Here is a 20,936-nt window from a genome sequence, read left to right on the forward strand (position 1 = left end):
TAAAAAAATTCTTGCCGGTTTTACCGGCGAGAAGCACCAAAACAACCTGCACATAAGGATAAGGTTAATATGAGTTCAGTAATGCCCACACTCCCGCAAAAAGATTCTTCTGCTCAGCAAGCCGCCAGGGCTTTTCAGCTATCGGTTGCAGGTACATCTTTCAACTACATGAATACTTACATGCTGGGGGTGGCCTTATCGGCTGACTTGCCTGAGGGTGAGGAATTCAATACACCTTATAAGTTAAAACTCATCCCCATCGTGGCTACGATGATGGCTAACCTGATTGCCAATCTTGAGGACATGCTAGAGGAAGAGCGAGAGCTGACCAAAAAACACTCGATATTAGACCGCATAAAAGATGCAGCCAAAGAACTGATTGATTTTCAAGATACCAGTATCAGTGACAAAGTAGACGCAATTAGCGATATTTTTGATGCCCTTGATGATATCCCTGAGGCTATTGGTGTGGCCCTTGAAAGTTTGCCGAACAAATTACAAGAAAGTTTAAAAGCAATTAAAAAGCTGGCCAAAGAAGTAGAGAAAAATGGGCCTACAGCCATTCTTAAAAGCTCTATGTGGGATTTGTTGTCTACCACCGAACGACGAGAAATCCTCGAAGCAGAGACCTGGGAGCGCTATAAGCAGCTATTTCAGAAAATCCCCATGCCATTGATGCTGCAAATCGATGATGATAAGCAGCCATGGATGTCAGGTGGACAATTCCAGTGTATGGAAGACTGGTTTATTGGCTACCTGCAGGTAGGTGGTTTTAACACCACCATGCTACGCGGTGTACGGGTCAAGGCTCCAGAGAACTCCGATGTTGTGGAGCTGGACAAGTTATTGACCAAATTTCCGGTAACTGATGCTATATTGCGCACGGAGCTGGGGGATGACACTGTTTCACTGAAAGCTGCGGCGGAACAAAATCGCCTTTACGTTGTGGATTACGAATGTCTTGAGGGGGCCACTTGTGTGCCGGTTCACGGTGAAGAACGCTTTTTGGGCGCACCAATGTGTTTGTTTTATTTAAATCCCAATCCACCTGAAGGCTATCCACAAACTGAAGGCGGTGCGCTGCAGCCCATTGCCATTCAGTTATTACAAAGGCCGGATCCGGTAAAGGCCCCTATTTTTACTCCTAAAGATGCCGGCAACGCCAATGATGAAAACGGTTTTAAATGGCAGATTGCCAAGTACTTTGTTAACGTGAGTAACGCCATACAACACGAGTCTGTCGCTCACCTTGGCGATTGCCACCTGGAAATTGATCCTATGGTGGTTGCTGCTAACCGAAACCTGGCAAAAGTGCACCCGTTAATGGTGTTACTCAAGCCCCACTTCAGGTTCACGATTAATATCAATCAGAGTGCTCTGCACAGTCTTATCATTCCCGGTGGCGTTGTCGCTACAAATGTAGGACCGCGTATACAAGATACCTGGGATCTGGTGGCTGAGGCACATAAAGCCTGGAAGTTTGATGACAATAACCCCGAGGTTGTGTTTGCCCGACGCGGAGTGGATACTATTCCCAGCTTTCCATTCCGCGATGACACCATGTTGTTGTGGCAAGCTACTTTCAATTGGGTTTCAGACTACATCGATATTTATTACGCTAACGACGAAGACGTAGTAAAAGACTTTGAGGTGCAAAACTGGATAAACGAAATGGTATCTGGCGATTATGCTGGCTTTAAAGGGTTTGAGCATCTTCAAAAGAACACAGCTTCGGAGTCACTACCATGGTTGTTGGCCTCAAAAGATTATCTGAAACGCATTCTTGCCCAGATTATTTACATTGCTGGGCCGCAGCATGCATCGGTGAACTTCGCACAATATCCGTTAATGTCCTTTATGCCTGGTGTTGCTGGTACCATTTATGAGCCGGCGCCCGGCGCAGATACGGTGATTAACAATGAAGAAGATTGCTGCAAATACTATCCACCATTAGATGTGGGCTCGTATACCTACTTGTTTGAATATCTGCTATCCAGCCTACAGTACGATACGTTTGGTCATTACGATGAAGGTGACGAGAAAAAACAAGGCCCCTACTTTGACGATAGTCGTGTAAATGCGCCGTTGCAAAAATTCCAGGCAAGCCTGAAAGAGATTGAATCTACAATACTAGAGCGCAATAAAACTCGACCTATGGAGTATCCATTCCAGTATCCTTCGAAGATACCCAACAGTATCAGTATTTAATGGTCAGAAAAGGAGAGCATTGCTCTCCTTTTTTAGTTGCTTGCTGGTGTGATATTAGTGGAGCCATTGAGACAGCGAATAAGTGCTCTTTCGGGTAACTTACTGAGGTCTGGCTTTTGTACATAGTGCTCGATTATGTGGCCATAACTTCCATCGGCTAACATCGAATCAAAAGCCACTTGTAGTGCTTTGATTGTTTCAGGGCTGGTATTTTTATTAATGGCAAGGTAATTACCGCCCAAGGCATCATCATTGAGCTCCAACACTGGCATGACGTCATCAGGCGTCAATCCCACCTGTTCCAACTGAAAACTGAGGGTAAGTGAAGAGCCGATCATCAAATCCAGTTTTTGCTGGGCAAACATGAAGGTGTCTTCATGTTTATTGGAAAAGGTGATGTATTCTTTGCCTTCAGTCAACCCAAGATCATGCAACACATCTTGATAGATATCGCCACGGGGAATGCCCACAGTATAGTTGCTCAAATCCTCGCTATTTTTTACCACAATGTCGGCTCTTTCTTGCAAGCGATAAAAGCACGCATTACTGTAAACCAGAGGCCCTGCCCACTTAAAGAGGTGTTCGCGTTTTGGGTACCTTGCAGTGGTGAACACCCCTGTATTGATGTTGTTCAACGCATTACTGTAAGCGCGGTTCCAGTGGGCAAGCTCTATATCACATTGGATCCTTGCTCGTTTACAAGCCGTTGCGACAATCTCGTAGTTGATACCTCGCAACTCACCATGTTTTTTAAAATTGTAAGGCGGAAAAACTTCCGTGTAGAGTTTGAGCGAATTTGAATTTGAGCCAGTATCAGCCAAAGCTTGGTGGCAATAGGCTGAGAGAGCCATCATTGATGACAGAAGTAAACAAACTGACCCCCGGTAGCCCATAAATACACCATAGTTTAGCTAGTGAATAAGCATCCTTGTTATCGATTAAAAAAGCGGTAACGACTGGCAACACCCTGTAGTAAGTTTGAAAAGGCTTTTGCCATTCTCGGGCCCAGATAATTATCTAATAACTGCCCCAACAAAGGTAGTTTCATGGCAAACTCAGAAGTCCAATAAACCTTGGTTTTGCCCTCTACCTCACTAAATTCCATTCGCCCCATGGGATGATAAATACCTAAGGGCTTTGCATCGCGAATGCGATATTCCATGACCTTATTGGTTTCGAAACGCACTATCTCTTCTTGCAGTGTAGCACCATTGAGCTTTACTTCACGCACAGCGCCTACCCCATTGGGCTCATCTCGACCTGATTTCAGTAATTGAGCCGCTTTAATTCCGGGGTACAAATTGTAATTACCATGGTCTGTTAACATCTGAAACGCCGCGTCAATCGGCATATCTAAGACTTCTTCTACTTCTATTTTGTACAATGTTACTTCCTGAATTATATTTTTGGTTAATACTCAAATACCGTAGCACAACCGCTAAAGCTATCGAATGCTTTATCCCAGCGGCGCACATCATTGGCTTTGCGCCAGCGCTGATGAAAAAACTCCAGCAGACATTCACCATCGGGAGTCTGCATGATCATGGTATCAAATTCCTCAACCTGTTCGAATGGTGGATAGGAATCTCTGATACCCCAAGTTAAACCGTTATTTTCTTGTGCATAAGCTAGCCAAAACTCCCGCAAGTCCAACCATTGTTTAGACTTTGCGTGCCAGGCTTTTTGTTCGCCCGCGAACTCCATTACTTTTCCGGGCCTCGGCGTAGCCTGAGCAAAGGCAAAACCACAGTATAAACAAAACAAAAGACATAGTAGTCGCAGTCTCATGTTGATTTAAGCCTGATTCAAAAAGGTAATTTCCCTTTGCGGGAATGGGATAGCGATTTGGTTCGCTTTGAGTGTATCCCAGATGAGCTTATTCACTTGATAACGGGACGCATATAACTTGTCGGTTTCAACCCAATAACGCAGTTCGATATTCACCGAACTATCTGCAAATTCAGCGATACCTATCAGTGGTGCCGGTTCTTGGGTTACCAGGTCACAGTTCAGGATGGCGTCTTTTAGCAAAGCAACCACCCTGTCCATATCTGAGTCATATGCCACACCCACTTGCATTTCCGTCAGAGTAAAGTGCTTGGAATTATGCAGGATTTCGCCGACGATATGCTTGTTGGGAATGAGGATCTCAACACCGTCTTCGTCCTCTAGCTTGGTAAAAGCCAAGGTGATTTCTCTTACGACACCAGCGACACCTTCAACTTTTATGGTGTCACCCACCACAAATGGGCGCGCCAGGATAATATTGAAGCCAGCGCCATAATTAGACAGCAATCCTTGTACTGCTAAACCAGCACCGAGACCCAAGGCACCTATGGCAGCAACAAACGGTGTAATGCTAATGCCTATCATGTTTAAACAGATAATGGCAATCATCACCAAGATGGTGATTTTCACCACATTACCAATAAACTGCGACAGTGTAATATCAAGGTTCTTGCGTTGGCACAGAGCGACAACACCTTTAGCAATGCGTTTGGCTATGACCAGCCCTATAATAAATACCAGTAGAGCCCCCAGAAGCTGGAAGCTATAGTTCACCAGGAAATTGACAATAATGTTGTAAATCTGCTGAACCTGTTCTAATTGTTCGCTGGCGGTCTCATTCATGTGGAAAGCTCGTTACGATAAGAATAATGATTAGAAGTCATTCTTATCATAACGAGTTAATTGCACTTCGCAATCATCCTGGCTTGTTCATCTTCCAAAAAATGTTGCTTCACTAATGGCAATCTCACCAGCACTATTCATCACTTTAATCTGAAAAGGTGTAATGCGTTCATTGAGTACACTGGCGTTTACATCTATCGTTATGGGGTGTTTTACAAGTTGATTAGGTTCGATGGTTATTACTTTTTCACCTCTTATTTTGGCATCTGACAATCCTTCCGTGCTAAGCGTAACCTGCTGGGCTGATTGGGTTTTATTCATTACTACCAGGGTATACACATTCTCGATATTGCCATTCGGCGTTTCTCTGTAAAGTATGTTTCTGTCTCGGATCACATTTAAGTCAAGAGGCGCAAGGTTAACAACACTATCAATCAATAAGCCTGTCATGACCAGCAATACCGCAAAATAGCCAATAACCTTGGGACGCAGTAGAGAGGATTGTTTGTGATTAACAGCTTGATTATCGGTTTGCTTGAGATTGCTAGCGGAGGTATAGCTGATCAGGCCAGATTCATAGCCCATTTTCGCCATAACGCCATTGCAGGCATCGACACAAGCACCGCAGTTGATACATTCATATTGCAGTCCGTTTCTAATGTCGATACCGGTAGGACACACTTGTACACACAGGTTACAGTCAATACAGTCCCCTAGCCCTTTACTCTTATATTGTTGTTGGCTAAGCCTTTTAGGACGCGGTCCACGACCCTCACCGCGATACGCGTTGTAGGTTGCCGTGTAAGTATCGTCATCAAACATGGATGATTGAAAACGAGAATATGGACAGATATGGGTACACATGATTTCTCGTAACCAGCCCGCGTTACCATAAGTACAGGCGGTAAAAAGCACAATATAAAACCCGGTCCAAAAATCTATGTTCAGCTGGCTGAGTTGCAACAACAAGGGCTTTATCGGGGTAAAATAGCCGACGAAAGTTATCGCCGTCAGGGCTGAAACGGCTAACCATAAGCTGTGCTTCAGGCCCTTTTTAAGGACTTTTTGTTTGGACATCGATTGTTGGTCTAGATGAATGCGTTTATTACGTGCCCCTTCAGTTTTTTCTTCAATCCATACAAATAAAAAAGTAAACACCGTTTGCGGGCACATGAAGCCACACCAGACCCGGCCCCAAATGGCAGTAACAAAAAACAGTGCAAATGCGGCAACAATAAAGAGCCAGGCCAAAATGGTGAGGTCTTGTGGCCAAAGAGTCAGGCTAAAAAAATGAAGCTTTTGTTGGACAAAATCCAATAAAATCGCTTGTTTACCATTGTATTGTAGCCAAGGTAACGCCAGAAACATCAGTAAAAAATACAGCCCGGTGTAGCGTCTCAGGTTTTCAATTTTTCCCCTAACAGAGCGAATATAGATCTTATTTCTCTTGATAGAAGCATCGCGAGGCTGCACTGCCGTGCTTTCCTGCGGCTTAGGCACCTGAGTAATATCTTTAATTTCAATACGCTGTTGTTGCTGCACACCATTCATGATCTATTCGCCCTGACTGTCACTGACTTTGAACACCAGAATGATATCCGGTAATATTATTGGGTACAGTTACAGTTATTTGTTTTTTTGTGGGTACAGATTGCGAATGAAAAAATATCAGCAGATTGCGCAAGAATTAGAAGCGGCTATTACCAAAGGCGTTTATTGTCCGGGGGATAAGCTGCCTTCTATAAGGCGTTTGGCTGATGATTTAAAGGTGGCGAAAAATACAGTGATTGCCGCGCTATACCAGTTGGAATCGAAAAACCTGATAGAGGCGCAGCCTAAAAGTGGTTTTACCGTGTGCTCAGTTATTCATCCTAATCCCCCGGAATCCCCTGAATTTGAGACAATTAGTCCTGCAATCGTCCAGACCCCAGAACTGTTGAGAGAGATTATCACCAAGGGAGCGGCTTTTGACATTAAGCCGGATGAAACGCCCGAACCAGAAAACCGTTTAATCAGCAAACTTTATCGTTTGATAAATAAAACGATGCGCAAAAACAGTGCCCGTAACGTTTCATACTATGATGAGCCAGAAGGCGCTGTAGTCCTGAGAGAGCAAATTGCCAGGCATTATAGTAAGGTTGGCGTATCGTTAAACCGCAATCAAATCGCCATATCCGGCGGTTGCCAACACGCCTTGTTCATGGCACTCATGGCCACCTGTAAGCCCGGGGATAATGTGGTCATCGAGTCGCCAGGCTTTTATGGTGTTATTCAGCTGCTTGATGAGCTTGGCTTAAATGCTATTGAAGTGCCCTGCCACAACATCTCAGGAATTGATGTAAATACGCTACAGCGTGTGGTTTCAGAATACGATGTTCGGGCTTGTGTGGTTACTCCTGCCTTCTCTACACCAACAGGGGCATGTATGCCAGATGAAGCCAAACAAACTCTGGCGCTGCTGGCAGAAGAATACGACTTCGCCGTTATAGAGGATGATATTTACGGAGACTTAGGGTTTCACTTCAGACCAAAGCCGATTAAGCATTTTGATAATCATGAGCGGGTGATCCTATGCGGTTCCTTTTCAAAATCCTTGTCTCGTGAGCTTCGGGTGGGCTGGATTTCAGGAGCCAGGTGGCACAATGCTATCTGTCGCTTAAAATTGGTCACCCTGCTAGCTAGTAACTCATCAGTACAATTGGCTTTAGCAGAATTTATGGCCTCAGGCGATTATCAGCGCTATTTAAAACAACGAGTACAGCAGCTAGAGCAAAACAGAAATGCACTGTTAAGCTACCTGCAAAATCAGGGGCCTGAGGAGATACAATATACTTCTCCGATTGGCGGGCTTTGTATCTGGGTGAAGCTACCTGCACAATTGGACACCGTCTCTCTTTACCACAAGGCTTTAGAGCAAGGCATTGTATTAGCCCCCGGCGCACTGTTCACCTCCCACAATGACTTTTCCAATTACCTGCGCTTGAGTTTTTGTCATCCTTTAACAGAGAGTCGTGCTCAAGCGTTGAAAATCCTCATGCTATTAACTGAATTTGGAGCGTCAGTATCAGTGTGATCCTGTCACGTTGTCTTTGGAGTATATTATTATCTCTTAAGTAAGTTGTTATTAAATGAATTGAGTACAGCACCAAGAAGGCAAAACAATGGCATTAAATACAGCAGCACATCCTTATTTGTTACTGATTTTTTTACTAACCTTTTGTCCTGTCGAGAATACTTGGGCAAAACAAGAAGAGAGGCTTACTGCAGAAGACTCTGACCCTCGTGTCTTAAAGTGGATGATGGGTAGTCCACCACCTGAAGACAAACTGATAATGCAACCACAATCGAATTATTTTGGTTTCCCCAAGCTACGTTGGTCGGTGTGTCATATTCGGGAACTATTACCAACCAAACAAGTGAGCCGAGGGCTGGGCAATCCTCATCCCTTCAAGTATGAAATTGATCCGGGTATCGATAGTATTCAATTCAGAACACCTAATGAAAACAAGGAGATGAGTTGGCGGGAATCACTTTCGGCGAATTACACCGATGGTATTTTAATCCTACATAGAGATAAAGTAGTGTATGAAGAGTATTTCGGGTGTTTAAATGAACTCGGTAAACACGCTGCAATGTCGATGACAAAGTCTATAACAGGGTTGTTGGCAGAAATACTTATTGCGGAAGGGAAGCTCGATGACACTAAACTGGTCTCTTCTGTTGTTCCGGAACTCACTGCAAGTGCCTTTGGAAGTGCTACTGTACGTCAGGTTATGGATATGACTACAGCTCTAAATTATAGCGAGGACTACTCAAATCCAGAGGCGGATATCTGGAGGTATTCCAAAGCTGCAAGCCCCCTCCCCAAGAACATCGGCTATTCAGGGCCTGACGGATATTATCAATATCTTCAAACTGTTAATAAATCTGGTGAACATGGTCATGCTTTTGGTTATAAAACTATTAACACCGATGCCTTAGGCTGGATAATATCACGCATTAGTCAAAGATCGATTTCAGACCTACTATCAGAAAAGATTTGGAGAAGAATTGGGGCTGAACAAGATGCTTACATGACGGTTGATGGGCGTGGTGTACCCTTTGCCGGAGGTGGACTAAGTGCAAGCTTACGGGATCTAGCCCGTCTTGGCCTCTTGATGCTTAACAAAGGGGTGATTAATGGTGAAAGAATTTTTTCGGAGTCTGTCGTTGAGCAAATAATCAGAGGAGGAGACAAAGCAGCCTTTGCAAAAGCTGGTTACTCTTCGCTTAATGGTGGAAGTTATCGCAGTATGTGGTGGGTATTGCACAATAAACACAATGCCTACACCGCCAGAGGAGTCCATGGACAAACTATCTATATTGATCCCACAGCCGAGATGGTGATTGTGCGTTTTGCCTCATATCCTGAAGCAAAAAATGCGAACATTGACCCTACCTCATTGCCCGCTTATCAAGCCGTGGCAGAATATTTATTGAATAAAGATGTTCAACAATAACTCTAGAACTAATCGCATTACAGGTTAAGAATAATGACTCATTGTGGATGGGTGAAGAGGGTGTTTACAGGACCGAAGGTCCGGCCCTCTGAACGACTGGCCAACAGAGGGCCAGGCTGGAAGCCCTTACCATGGATGGTTTAAACTACAGTGGTAAATTTCAGATATTACTGATTAAATCAAGGAAGTTGCAATCAATAGACAGAAATGAACGCTGAACCCCCAGTTACGCGGGTAGATCCGAAAATGGTGCCCGGGGCCGGACTTGAACCGGCACGATCTTACGATCGAGGGATTTTAAATCCCTTGTGTCTACCAATTTCACCACCCGGGCTTAGGGGGTTAGTGCGATTGCACTATTGGATTTTCCAAATTATGGAGGCGGGTCCCGGAGTCGAACCGAGGTCCACGGATTTGCAATCCGCTGCATAGCCACTCTGCCAACCCGCCAGCATTTGGAGCGGGAAACGAGATTCGAACTCGCGACCCCAACCTTGGCAAGGTTGTGCTCTACCAGCTGAGCTATTCCCGCAAATACTTGCTACGTTTCAGGGATGTTTCAGTTGAGTGACAGCACCTCAAAACGTGGAGCAGGATTTTACAGTTAAGGGCTCACCTGTCAACAGAAAAAATACCCTTTTTAAACTGAATGCCTGATTTTTGACTTATGTGCGTCATTTTCAAACAAAATGCTGAAATACTAAGCGTGACGTCTGATAGTTTTCCAGGCCGCCATCATGTATTGCGCCATTGAGTACACTGACAAAATTGTAGAAATGTACAATAAAATATAACCAAGCGTTACCCAGTAAAAGATTTCCAGCTCTGAAAGCAGACCAATTAATGCCAACATTTGGGCTGTGGTTTTTGCTTTACCCCAAAAAGACACTTTAACCGTGTCGGATTCACCGTGTTGTGCCATCCACTCTCTGAGCGCTGAGACGAATATTTCACGGGACATTAATAAAATAGCCGGGATAGTGATCCACAATGTATTGTAAGTATGGGTGATCATTAATAATGCGGCGGCCACTATGAGTTTGTCAGCAACCGGATCAAGGAAAGCACCAAAACTGGTGGTTTGCTGCAGTTTTCGGGCTAGATAGCCGTCAAACCAGTCGGTAATCGCAGCCAGCCAAAAGATAAAAGCACCGGCCAGATGTGCCCATTTCCAGTCGAGAAAGTACACCACCACAAAAACCGGGATGAGTAATACTCTGAAGAATGTGAGCATATTAGGAATGGTAAACATGAATGTCCTGTTATTGTTTGAATTGTTTCTGCATCAGGCTGAGCGCAACCAGGCGTGAATTTTTTCCGCCAGTTCGCGACTGACTCCGGGGACTTGCTCCAATTGTTCTACGCTTGCGCCTAGCACTTCCTGCAAACCACCCATATATCTTAACAGGCTTTGCCTGCGTTTAGCACCTACTCCTGGAATATCTTCCAGTTTGGAGCGACTCTTCTCTTTTTGACGACGATTGCGATGGCCAGCTATGGCAAATCGGTGAGATTCGTCGCGGATATGTTGGACTAGGTGTAAAGCAATGGAGTCGGCTTCCAGCGGAATGGTTTCGTGACTCCCCGCCATAATGAGGGTTTCCAGTCCAGGCTTTCGGGATGTACCTTTGGCAACCCCGATGAGCTGAGGCATTTTTTCACCTTGCCAGTCTTCAAAGAAGTTTTCAGCTTGAGCTAACTGCCCTTTCCCGCCGTCAATAAACAAAATATCGGGTATTTTTGCGGGATCGCATCCGGGTTTGAAACGGCGCTTTAATGCTTGTGCCATGGCGGCATAGTCATCACCCGGTGTTATGCCCTCGATATTGTAGCGCCGGTAATCATTTTTAAATGGCCCTTCCCGATTAAACACCACACAAGAAGCCACTGTCTGTTGACCGGATGTGTGGGATATATCAAAGCATTCCATGCGCTGTATAGGCTCTTGCCATTCTAATACCCGTTCCAACTCAAGATAGCGAGCATGGATGGATTTTTGTTGTGATAGCATGGTGGTCAAGGTTGTTTCAGCGTTAGTATTGGCCAGCTCCAAATAACGCTTTTTCTCATCTCTGAGCCCCTGAAAAAAGCTAACTTTACGACCTGCCTCTTGAGACAGAGCGGCTTCCAGTGAAGCCTTATCCTCTAGTTTAAAGGGCAATACTACTTGTGCAGGGATGCTTTTGCCGCCCGACAAATAATACTGCACAACAAAGGACTCTAACACTTCCGACAGTTCTGAATTGGCAGGCACTTTAGGGGTGAAGCTTTTATTGCCCAAAAGCTTGTTATCACGGATAAAAAAGCCTTGAATGCAGGCCATGCCGTTGCGGTATGCCAGACCAAAAACGTCCATTTCTTCCTGACTACCGCTTACCCACTGTTGCTCCTGGATACGGTTTAATATAGTAATTTGGTCGCGATGAATCGCAGCCTGTTCAAAATTAAGTGATTGACTGGCTTGCTCCATTTTATCTGCCAGCGACGCGATCACATCCTTACTTTTGCCCTTTAAAAATAGACGCGCAAGGTTAACCTGATCTTGATATTCATCGTCAGAAACGTAACCAGGGACACAAGGCGCTGAACAGCGCTTTAGCTGATATTGCAAACAAGGGCGAGAGCGTGCCCGGTAATAGCTATCTTCGCATTGTCGAACCGGAAATATCTTTTGCATTAAGCGCAGGCTTTCTCGCACAGACCAGGCACTCGGATAAGGTCCAAAGTACTCCCCCTTGTCTTTCTTGCTACCTCTGAAAATGGTCAATCGCGGGTGTTTGTGGCCGGACAGGTGGATATAAGGGTAAGACTTATCGTCTCGCAATAAAACGTTGTATCTGGGTTTGTATTTCTTGATGAAGTTATTTTCAAGAATATAAGCTTCGGTCTCAGAGTGAGTGACCGTAACATCCATATGAGCGATGTTTTTGACCAGGGTAATGGTTTTTACACTATCCAGATTAGATTTGAAGTAGCTGGACACCCGCTTTTTCAGGTTTTTTGCTTTTCCTACATAAATCACCTCGCGCTTATCGTTGTACATTCGATAAACGCCAGGCTGTTGTGTCAGGTTTTTCAGAAAGCTGCCAGAATCAAATTTGGGAGTTTGTTCTGTCTCAGAATCGGACATGTGACCTATAAATTATCAGATTTAATCAGTTGGTGTCGCAACGCAAGGTGCGTCAGTTCTACATCCGACGTAACATTGAGCTTTTCAAACATACGATAACGATAGGTGTTGACGGTTTTGGCACTGATATTGAGTTGCGTTGCAATATCCGGCACCTTTGTTCCTTTGGTCAACATGATCATGATTTGCAATTCCCTTTCAGAAAGAGACTTAAACGGATCATCTTCATTCAAATCCAGCTGACCGAGTGCGATCTGTTGTGCAATTTCAGGGGCTATGTACTTAATACCACGAGAAACCTTTTGCAAAGCAATGATCATTTCTTGCGGGTCGGCATCTTTGGTAAGGTAGCCAAAAGCCCCCATTTGCATCACCTTTGCTGGAAATGGGTTTTCTTTGTGTACTGACAGGGCGACAACCTTTATGCCTTCACTGATGCGCAAAATCTGCTTGGTGGCTTCCAGACCGCCTATGCCGGGCATACTCATATCCATAAGCACTATATCGGGCGGATCCTTGCGGCACAATTTTACAGCGAGTTCACCACTATCGGCTTCAGCCATTACATGGAAGCCATCAACATCATCGAGAATGCGACGGATCCCGGTTCTGACTAAATCGTGATCATCTACTAAAAGAAGTTTAACCAAACAACTGCTCCACTAGTTACAACGGGATGCACCGTAACAATTTATAACCTAAGAATGTAATAAACCGTATCTAATTGGGCAAGTAAAAATATCGGTTTTCATGCCTTGCTATGAGAGGATAGACCAAATCTGCTGCATTCTGTTGTTTATTTAGACTAGCATGTGGAACGAAAGCCTTTTACCGATAAAAGCTGGTGCTAAGGCGATTCCAGCCCGTAATTGTGTCGGGTAATCCAATACCGTAATTGACGGCTTTACAGAGATCGTGGGTACATTTGATCATCCATCTATCCGGGCAAGTTTTAGATTGAACGGGAAGTGTTGCTTTACAGCCACAGCGACAGTTTTTGATCTTATCCATTGAACTCTTTTTAATTGCGGCGAATGTTTTTATCAAACGGCGAGTATTATCTATTCCGGTGACGAATAATAAAGAGCCGTAGTTAGTTTCCGCTTCATTGTAAAAACTTCTGCGAAGAGCGCAACCTGCTAATGAGTGAAAACCTCTGTTTGATTTTGCATTTCTCTGAAACTGGCAGGTGAGCGCCCTTTCCAACCGCTGTAGGCACGTATGAAGGAATTAGACTCTTGGAAACCCAATAAAAATGAAATTTCAGCCAGTGACATTTCTGACTTCTATAAGTAATGATCGGCTAATTCCAAACGGATAGTCTTTAAAACTCACTAAAAAATCTCTGCTTCAGCAGTTAGTCCGCACTGTAATCTACGCCCACTTATTGTCATCTCTTGTTCATTATCTGATGACATAATGATAGGTAAGATTAGCTTATTGGTAACTAGCAAGAGGTGACAATTAACTCGCAAAAGGTGCCAATTGCCATACCGACGCCATTTTAGTTCGTGTCTCGTCCTAAAATACGTTGACGTTTTATGCAGGCCGGTAGATTTTATCTATCGGCCTTTTTCGTAATGCACCTGGTTAGGTGTTTTCATTCCCAAACTCAAGTGCGGCCTCATCTCATTGTAGATGTATATCGATTCATCCACGAGTTGCTTTAATTCCCGCATATTCTTGCACTGATGCAACAAGAACTCCTGCTTTAGTATGCCATTGATTCTTTCTGCTAAGGCATTCTGATAGCAATCATAACCATCGGTCATAGATGGAGTAATGTTGTGATTTCTCAGGACAGCCTGATATTCCTCAGAGCAATATTGCACTCCTCGATCTGAGTGATGAATCATTGGATGGTTATAGTACTTATGCTTGATACTCATATTGAGTGCCTTAACCACATCTGTTGCTTTCATTTCATCGCTGAGTTCATACCCCATAATCTTTCGGGAATATGCATCCGTTGTTAATGATAAATAGTGCGTACCCGCATCTGACTTCACGTAGGTAATATCACTCACAAACACATCCTCAGCCTGTTGAGGTTTATAGTCCTTCAGTAGATTCGGGTGCTTTTTCATCCAGTGACGGCTGTCGGTTGTTTTTGTGTAACTACGTTTGGGTTTAACCAACATGCCTTCTGCGCGTAAATAATCAAACAGTCCATCACGCCCCAACTTAATGCCAAGTTTATCAAGCTCTGGTTTCATCAGTTGGTAGAGCTTTCGAGTCCCAATCCGCGGCATGTACTGGCGCCAATACAGCACCATGTCCTTAACCGGCATTAGCACCTGCTGCTTATCGTTAAACCGCTTAATCCACTGATAAAGCCCTTGAGGTGTAAATCCGAACAGGCGGCAACAACGAGCTAGCTTTCTTCGTTTTTCAACTTTTCCCGCCCAGAGAGCTTGTCGTAGTACTTTTTTCTGTAGTTACTCCCACACTCGTTATCAACACGGGTTACTACCTCTTCCAGAACATCAATTTTGAGTTCAGCATCAGCTAATGCGCGTTCTAAACGCTTAATCTTTTGGGCGGGTGTTTCGTTGGATTGAGACATAAGTGAATGCATCAAAGGCTCAGACCAATCCAGCTTACCATGCTTTCGTAGCCAGACGAGAACTGTACTTCGGCCTTGAATGCCAAAGTGCTTTTGAGCTTGTTTGTAGGTGAAGTCGCCTTTTTCGACTTGCGCTACAACGGCCAATTTAAAGCCTAAGGTGTATCACGTTGAGTTCGTTTAACGCGTTGTTTATCTGGGTTTCTCATAATAAGTCCTAAATGTGTAAACACATTTCAGGACGGGACATCGGTACAAAGCAAAAAGGCCACCCGGGGGCAGCCTTTTTACTAAATTTGGCGGAGAGAGAGGGATTCGAACCCCCGGTGGGTTTAACCCCACGCCTGATTTCAAGTCAGGTGCATTCAACCGAGCTCTGCCATCTCTCCAAATTGTGGAGCGCATATTAATGGTGTTATTCGGGCTTGTAAAGGGCTATTTTCATTAATTTGTCTGACTGCTTCTTCTTTAATCAAATTGTTCATTTCTGCGGCTAATCAGGAAATTCCGAATATCTGCTTACGCTTTTTCTGGTAGTTGGACGCGAATTTTAGTTGAAAATTCTGGTCTAAACCCTAAAACTAGCGTTAGATAATAATATCTATTTTTTGCTGACTAACTACGGAGTTTAACGATGCAACAAAATTCAGTGTATTCTGCCAGTTCAAGGCCTTCAGTACTGGAGACCAACAAGGTTCTGCGTAATACCTATATGCTACTTGCTTTGACGCTGGTATTCAGCGCTATCTGTGCTGGCATTACTATGGGTATGAATCTTTCACCAATGGCGGCTTTAGGCATGACTATTGGTGCGTTCGTCTGCCTTTTTATAGTTAACAAACAAGCTGACAAAGCGTCTGGTTTAATCTGGATCTTTGTTTTCACCGGTTTATTAGGCGGTTCATTAGGTCCAATGCTTAATGCCTACCTTGGACTTCCCGGTGGCGGCGCTCTGATAATGCAAGCGTTGGGTGCAACAGCACTGGTGTTTTTCGCTTTGTCAGGTTACGTATTAACTACCAAAAAAGACTTCTCCTTTATGGGTGGTTTTTTAATGGTTGGTTTAATTGTGGCCATCGTCGCGAGCATAGCTAACATCTTTATGGGCATTCCTGCCCTGTCTCTGGCAGTGAGTGCAGCTATCGTGTTCATTATGTCAGGTCTTATTCTGTTTGATACCAGCCGTATCATTCACGGTGGTGAGACAAACTACATCAGAGCAACTGTCTCTATGTACCTGAACATCTATAATTTGTTCACTTCTATTCTGCATTTATTAGGTGCGTTTAGTAGCGACGACTAATCAAAACCTCTTTTGATTTTTAAACACCCCGCTTTTGCGGGGTGTTTTGTTTTTGGGGATTGTTAAAGTAAACTATTGGATATGAAAACATTTCTTTTGTTAGTAACCAGCTCCCCTACCGCTTCTGCCAATTGTTGGTCGGCTTTGGCGTTCGCGAATGCTGCGGCTAAAGAGCATAATGTAATCGTGTTTTTCTACGGTGAAGGTATTCACAATGCCAATAGCTTTATGCAGCCCCCCGGAGACGAACTAAATCACTATAAAGCCTGGCAACAACTCGCTGACAGCCATCGGGTAAAACTGCTGGTGTGTGCTACGGCAGCGATAAAACGTGGTGTTATTACCCTAGATGACGCTGAGATTGCGCATGCCTTTAATCTTAAAGCACCCTTTGAGGCTGGTGGATTGGCGGAGTTCAGTCAATTAACACAAACCAGCGATCATCTGATCCAGTTTTAATATGAATAAGAATCTCGCGCTATTGTTAACTCAATCTCCCTTTGCTAATTCTGCTGGCCAAGATGCGCTAGATATGGCTATGGTGCTGGGTACGTTTGAAATTCCCAGCGCGCTATTTTTCCTTTCTGATGCCGTGTATCAGCTACAAACTGTAAATGTTGCGAAGACAGGCATAAAGGACTTCACCAAATCTTTTGCGGCATTGCCCTTTTACGATATCGAGGAGATTTACGTCAGCGAACTGGATTTGGAACGGCGCGATATAGACGCCAGCGGATTACCCGACTTCGTCACCCCTCTAGCGCCTCTGGCTCTTGCAGATAAGTTAGCAGAATACAAACAGGTGGTGCGCTTTTGACAACGTTACATCTACTCACATCAAATCAGAGTTTCGATAGATTAACTGAGCAGGCTTTTCTCGTGGGACCTGACGATGCCATAGTATTGATGGCTGAAGGCGTCTATTGTGCTTTTTCCAGTAAAAATCTGCATCGACCTGTTTATGTTCTCAACAGCGATTTGAGTTTGCGAGGGCTCAATCCTCGGGATATTTCAGGCAAATTGATTGATTACAATGAGTTAATTGGTTTATTGACTCAGTTCTCTCGCTCAATCTCTTGGTAAGCGATTAATTATAAGGAAGTTTACGTTATGTCTTCATTGCAGTTTAATGATAAGCAAGTGCCATTAGATAAAAATGGCTATTTACAAAACGTACAAGACTGGCAGCCTGAAATGGTGCCACTATTAGCGGAATCTGAGAATATAGAATTAACGGAAAATCATTGGGAAGTGATTTGGTTTGTGCGCAACTTTTATCTGGAATTTAATACCAGTCCAGCCATTAGAGCCTTGGTTAATGCCATGAAACAAAAATTAGGTGAAGATAAAGGAAACAGCCGCTATTTACATCGGCTGTTCCCCAAAGGAGCAGCTAAACAAGCCACTAAACTGGCAGGCTTACCCAAACCAGCAAAGTGTTTATAAGTGTTTAATTTTGGCCCATGCCTTCGTTCACGGTGAGGAAGATTTCCCAACCTATATAGCCAACAAAACAGACGATTGCGAAAACACACAACCAGTAGATCCATCTCATCATCTGTTTAAATTCCTTGCTTCTGGCCATAACGCCCCCTCGTTATTATTTTTACTAGATAATATTAGGCTGCTGTAATTTTTTCCAGTCCACCCATGTAACCACGTAATACTTCCGGCACGATTACGCTGCCATCGGCTTGCTGGTTATTTTCCAGAATCGCAACAAGTGTGCGTCCAACCGCCAAACCAGAACCATTTAAGGTATGGATTAATTCCGGCTTTTTCATATCAGGAGTACGATATCTGGCCTGCATGCGTCTTGCCTGGAAATCTCCCATGTTACTACAGCTGGAAATTTCTCTATAAGTATTCTGTGCTGGCAACCACACTTCCAGATCGTAGGTTTTGGTGCTGGAAAAGCCCATGTCGCCTGTGCACAACAACACTTTGCGGTAAGGTAACTCGAGTGCTTGTAGGATCTTTTCGGCATGACCTGTAAGCTCTTCTAAGGCTTCCATGGACTTTTCTGGCTCTACAAGCTGGACTAACTCAACTTTATCGAATTGATGCTGTCGAATAAGCCCACGGGTATCACGTCCATAAGAGCCTGCTTCACTTCTGAAACAAGGTGTATGTGCAGTCATTTTAACTGGCAATTGTTTGGCTTCAAAAATGTGATCCCGGGCGATGTTAGTAAGCGGCACTTCCGCTGTTGGGATCAAGGCCAATCCTTGTCCTTCTTCGGTGGCAGGTTTGGTGTGGAATAAGTCTTCGCCGAATTTAGGCAGTTGACCTGTGCCAAACAAGGATTCATCGTTCACAAGCAGTGGCACATAACATTCCTGATAACCGTGTTCACCTGTGTGAGTGTCCAACATGAACTGCGCCAATGCTCTGTGTAAGCGAGCGACTTTGCCATTGAGTACCACAAAGCGAGAACCTGTGAGTTTTGCTGCGGTTTCAAAATCAGCACCATTTTCAAGACCTGAAGCTACATCAACGTGATCTTTCACTTCAAAATCATAGGTTTTAGGCGTGCCCCAAGTTGAGATCTCCAGGTTTTCTGATTCATCTTTACCGGCCGGAACAGAGCTATCAGGTACGTTAGGTACCGATTGGGAGATAAGCTGGATTTCTTTGAGTAACTCTTCTAATTCTTTTTTGGCGGCATCCAGGTCATCACCTAATTTACCGACTTCGGCCAAAAGAGGCTGAATGTCTTCACCGGAGGCTTTAGCTTTACCAATGGATTTGGAGCGCACATTGCGTTCGTTTTGCAATTCTTGTGTTTTAACTTGTAGCGTTTTACGTTTTTCTTCTAATGCGGCCAGCGCCTCTACATCTAATTCGAACCCACGAGCTGCCAGTTTTTCGGCAGTATCCTGCAGGTCGGTGCGCAAAAGTTTTGCATCCAACATGGTATGTTATTAACCCTTAATAATGTTTAGTCCTATCCAGGCGGCTCCCAGACAGCAACATAAATTCAAAAATATATTTAAATAACCTTTCACATAATCCCCTTGCTGTATTAGCAATAAACTATCGAGAGAAAAGGTTGAGAAAGTAGTAAATGCCCCTAAAAAGCCAATGGCAATCAGCGTTCGCCAGGGAACAATGTCCAGGTGTCCTTGTTCAGTCAGACTGTAAACCCAGCCCAAGAGAAACGAACCCAAAACATTGACCAGAAGTGTACCAAAAGGAAAGCCCTTGCCAAACCATTGCAGCATTAATTGTGAAATAAAAAATCGCAAAACCGCCCCAAAGGCTCCGCCAACCCCAACGAGTAAATAGGTGGTTAAGCTAGTCATAGCGTTTAAGGTCACTATTGTTATTCAATTCGGTCAACCAATCGAGCTTTTGTTTAATTTGTTTTTCCATCCCCCGCTCCTGCGGTTGATAGAGCTGGGTTTCCTTTAAAGCCTCTGGAAAATAATTCTCTCCTGCGGCAAAAGCAAATGGCTCATTGTGGGCATAGCGGTAATCACTGCCATGACCTTGCTCTTTGGCAATCCGGGTGGGGGCATTTCTCAAGTGATTGGGCACGTCCAGGTCCCCGGTATCTGCTGCTAGTTGTCTTGCGGCTTTAAAAGCGGTGTAAACGGCATTACTTTTTGCAGCGCTGGCGCAATAGACTGCGGCCTGTGCAATGGCCCTTTCTCCTTCTGCGGGGCCCACGCGATGGAAAATATCCCAAGCACTCACCACAATTTGTAGTGCCCTTGGATCGGCATTACCTATGTCTTCTGATGCGATAGCTAACAAGCGTCTGGCCACATAAAGGGGCTCTCCTCCGGCTTCCAAAATTCGACAATACCAATATAACGCAGCATCCGGACTGGAACCTCGAACCGATTTGTGAAAGGCCGAGATCAAGTCGTAAAAGTGGTCTCCTTGCTTATCAAACTGTACCACCTTGCCTTCCACGGCATACTTGATTTCTTTTGGGGTAATTTCGGCATCAGCGACACTGGAGGCTAGTTCCAGGCAATTTAACGCTCTTCTGGCATCTCCGGAAGCAAATTCGCTCAATAAGGACTTGGCAGCTTCAGCTATTGGAATTTTGATAAAGGATTCGGCTCTTTCTATTACCTTGCCAATCTCTTCTTTACTGAGTTTTTCAAGAATATACAAGCGTACTCGGGATAACAGTGCGCGATTGAGTTCAAACGCCGGGTTTTCAGTAGTGGCACCAATAAATACGATGGTGCCATCTTCTATATGTGGTAAAAAAGCGTCTTGCTGAGACTTGTTAAAGCGGTGCACCTCATCCACAAATAAAATGGTTTTGCGTTGAAACTGCTGCAGGTTTTGTTTCGCAGACTCTACGGCTTCCCGAATATCTTTTATGCCGGAAGTTACTGCCGATATGCGAATGAGATCGGCATCGTTGTGGGCTGCTACCATTTCTGCCATGGTGGTTTTTCCGGTACCGGGAGGCCCCCAAAACACCATGGAGTGCAGGTTGTTAGCCTCTAATGCTGTCCGCAGTGGCATAGCTTCACCCAAGAGGTGAGATTGCCCAATGTAATCAGTTAGTGATTTGGGACGCAACCGGGCGGCAAGTGGAATATCGTTTTGAGCTTTCACTTTTGGTATCAAAGG

Annotated in this window: 19 protein-coding genes, 4 tRNA genes and 1 pseudogene; 8 read left to right on the forward strand and 16 right to left on the reverse strand. The window is 44.4% G+C overall.

The annotated features are described in order from the left end of the window. Window positions 1-69: 69 nt before the first annotated feature. Entirely contained in the window at window positions 70-2,208 is a 2,139-nt protein-coding gene (locus AABA75_RS10835) for a lipoxygenase family protein (RefSeq protein WP_338292625.1), read from the forward strand. A 32-nt stretch (window positions 2,209-2,240) separates the two neighbouring features. Here AABA75_RS10835 and AABA75_RS10840 read toward each other — a convergent pair whose 3' ends face one another. The 5 genes from AABA75_RS10840 to ccoG all read right to left on the reverse strand — a co-directional run bounded on the left by AABA75_RS10840 (window position 2,241) and on the right by ccoG (window position 6,390). Then, complete coding sequence (locus AABA75_RS10840) at window positions 2,241-3,062, reverse strand: substrate-binding periplasmic protein (protein ID WP_338292626.1); 822 nt, start codon at window positions 3,060-3,062, stop codon at window positions 2,241-2,243. A gap of 77 nt (window positions 3,063-3,139) precedes the next feature. Beyond that, on the reverse strand, window positions 3,140-3,592 hold the full coding sequence (locus tag AABA75_RS10845) for an SRPBCC family protein (RefSeq protein ID WP_338292627.1): 453 nt from the start codon (window positions 3,590-3,592) through the stop codon (window positions 3,140-3,142). A 26-nt stretch (window positions 3,593-3,618) separates the two neighbouring features. Further along, entirely contained in the window at window positions 3,619-3,996 is a 378-nt protein-coding gene (locus AABA75_RS10850) for a hypothetical protein (RefSeq protein WP_338292628.1), read from the reverse strand. Window positions 3,997-4,002: 6 nt separating this feature from the next. After that, window positions 4,003-4,839, reverse strand: coding sequence for a mechanosensitive ion channel family protein (locus tag AABA75_RS10855; RefSeq protein ID WP_338292629.1), 837 nt, complete (start codon window positions 4,837-4,839; stop codon window positions 4,003-4,005). A gap of 87 nt (window positions 4,840-4,926) precedes the next feature. After that, window positions 4,927-6,390 (reverse strand): cytochrome c oxidase accessory protein CcoG, encoded by a 1,464-nt coding sequence (gene ccoG / locus AABA75_RS10860; protein WP_338292630.1) that lies wholly within the window; start codon window positions 6,388-6,390, stop codon window positions 4,927-4,929. A gap of 106 nt (window positions 6,391-6,496) precedes the next feature. On the opposite strand from ccoG, the gene AABA75_RS10865 reads away from it, so the two are divergent. Then, window positions 6,497-7,912 carry a PLP-dependent aminotransferase family protein gene (locus tag AABA75_RS10865; protein WP_338292631.1) on the forward strand — a complete coding sequence of 472 codons (1,416 nt, stop codon included), beginning with the start codon at window positions 6,497-6,499 and terminating at the stop codon, window positions 7,910-7,912. 88 nt (window positions 7,913-8,000) lie between these two features. Then, window positions 8,001-9,338, forward strand: coding sequence for a serine hydrolase domain-containing protein (locus tag AABA75_RS10870; protein ID WP_338292632.1), 1,338 nt, complete (start codon window positions 8,001-8,003; stop codon window positions 9,336-9,338). Between the two features lie 247 nt (window positions 9,339-9,585). Here the strand turns inward: AABA75_RS10870 and AABA75_RS10875 are convergent. The 8 genes and pseudogenes from AABA75_RS10875 to AABA75_RS10910 all read right to left on the reverse strand — a co-directional run bounded on the left by AABA75_RS10875 (window position 9,586) and on the right by AABA75_RS10910 (window position 15,423). Continuing rightward, window positions 9,586-9,672: transfer RNA gene (locus AABA75_RS10875), tRNA-Leu, on the reverse strand. 42 nt (window positions 9,673-9,714) lie between these two features. After that, window positions 9,715-9,788 (reverse strand) — tRNA-Cys (locus AABA75_RS10880). A 6-nt stretch (window positions 9,789-9,794) separates the two neighbouring features. Further along, window positions 9,795-9,870, reverse strand: a tRNA-Gly gene (locus AABA75_RS10885). Window positions 9,871-10,038: 168 nt separating this feature from the next. Further along, the gene (gene pgsA, locus AABA75_RS10890) at window positions 10,039-10,590 is read right to left on the reverse strand and encodes a CDP-diacylglycerol--glycerol-3-phosphate 3-phosphatidyltransferase (protein WP_338292633.1); all 552 of its coding nucleotides are present in this window, start codon (window positions 10,588-10,590) and stop codon (window positions 10,039-10,041) included. 33 nt (window positions 10,591-10,623) lie between these two features. Beyond that, window positions 10,624-12,468 (reverse strand): excinuclease ABC subunit UvrC, encoded by a 1,845-nt coding sequence (gene uvrC, locus AABA75_RS10895; RefSeq protein WP_338292634.1) that lies wholly within the window; start codon window positions 12,466-12,468, stop codon window positions 10,624-10,626. A gap of 5 nt (window positions 12,469-12,473) precedes the next feature. Then, complete coding sequence (gene uvrY, locus AABA75_RS10900) at window positions 12,474-13,118, reverse strand: UvrY/SirA/GacA family response regulator transcription factor (RefSeq protein ID WP_338292635.1); 645 nt, start codon at window positions 13,116-13,118, stop codon at window positions 12,474-12,476. Window positions 13,119-14,030: 912 nt separating this feature from the next. Continuing rightward, a pseudogene (locus tag AABA75_RS10905) lies at window positions 14,031-15,243 on the reverse strand (IS3 family transposase). An 88-nt stretch (window positions 15,244-15,331) separates the two neighbouring features. Next, window positions 15,332-15,423, reverse strand: a tRNA-Ser gene (locus tag AABA75_RS10910). A gap of 245 nt (window positions 15,424-15,668) precedes the next feature. Between AABA75_RS10910 and AABA75_RS10915 the strand changes: the two genes are divergently transcribed. From AABA75_RS10915 to AABA75_RS10935, 5 genes are all read left to right on the forward strand, one after another. After that, window positions 15,669-16,337 (forward strand): Bax inhibitor-1/YccA family protein, encoded by a 669-nt coding sequence (locus tag AABA75_RS10915; protein ID WP_338292636.1) that lies wholly within the window; start codon window positions 15,669-15,671, stop codon window positions 16,335-16,337. 81 nt (window positions 16,338-16,418) lie between these two features. Next, window positions 16,419-16,796 carry a sulfurtransferase complex subunit TusD gene (gene tusD, locus AABA75_RS10920; RefSeq protein ID WP_338292637.1) on the forward strand — a complete coding sequence of 126 codons (378 nt, stop codon included), beginning with the start codon at window positions 16,419-16,421 and terminating at the stop codon, window positions 16,794-16,796. 1 nt (window position 16,797) lies between these two features. Next, the gene (locus tag AABA75_RS10925) at window positions 16,798-17,154 is read left to right on the forward strand and encodes a DsrE family protein (RefSeq protein WP_338292638.1); all 357 of its coding nucleotides are present in this window, start codon (window positions 16,798-16,800) and stop codon (window positions 17,152-17,154) included. Then, window positions 17,151-17,420 (forward strand): DsrH/TusB family sulfur relay protein, encoded by a 270-nt coding sequence (locus AABA75_RS10930; RefSeq protein ID WP_338292639.1) that lies wholly within the window; start codon window positions 17,151-17,153, stop codon window positions 17,418-17,420. The genes AABA75_RS10925 and AABA75_RS10930 overlap by 4 nt, the downstream gene beginning before the upstream one ends. Before the next feature lie 27 nt (window positions 17,421-17,447). Then, a complete protein-coding gene (locus AABA75_RS10935) occupies window positions 17,448-17,783 on the forward strand; it encodes a TusE/DsrC/DsvC family sulfur relay protein (RefSeq protein ID WP_338292640.1) in 336 nt (111 codons plus the stop codon). 173 nt (window positions 17,784-17,956) lie between these two features. Here the strand turns inward: AABA75_RS10935 and serS are convergent, their stop codons facing one another. Genes serS through AABA75_RS10950 form a run of 3 tightly spaced genes read right to left on the reverse strand, consistent with a single transcriptional unit; the run spans window position 17,957 to window position 20,933 of the window. Then, window positions 17,957-19,252, reverse strand: a complete 1,296-nt coding sequence (gene serS, locus AABA75_RS10940; protein WP_338292641.1) for a serine--tRNA ligase — start codon at window positions 19,250-19,252, stop codon at window positions 17,957-17,959. Window positions 19,253-19,261: 9 nt separating this feature from the next. Next, complete coding sequence (gene crcB, locus AABA75_RS10945) at window positions 19,262-19,642, reverse strand: fluoride efflux transporter CrcB (RefSeq protein ID WP_338292642.1); 381 nt, start codon at window positions 19,640-19,642, stop codon at window positions 19,262-19,264. Then, window positions 19,635-20,933 (reverse strand): replication-associated recombination protein A, encoded by a 1,299-nt coding sequence (locus AABA75_RS10950; protein ID WP_338292643.1) that lies wholly within the window; start codon window positions 20,931-20,933, stop codon window positions 19,635-19,637. The genes crcB and AABA75_RS10950 overlap by 8 nt, the downstream gene beginning before the upstream one ends. Between the last annotated feature and the right edge of the window lie 3 nt (window positions 20,934-20,936).

The organism is Planctobacterium marinum (assembly GCF_036322805.1).
Taxonomy (GTDB): Bacteria; Pseudomonadota; Gammaproteobacteria; order Enterobacterales; family Alteromonadaceae; genus Planctobacterium; species Planctobacterium marinum_A.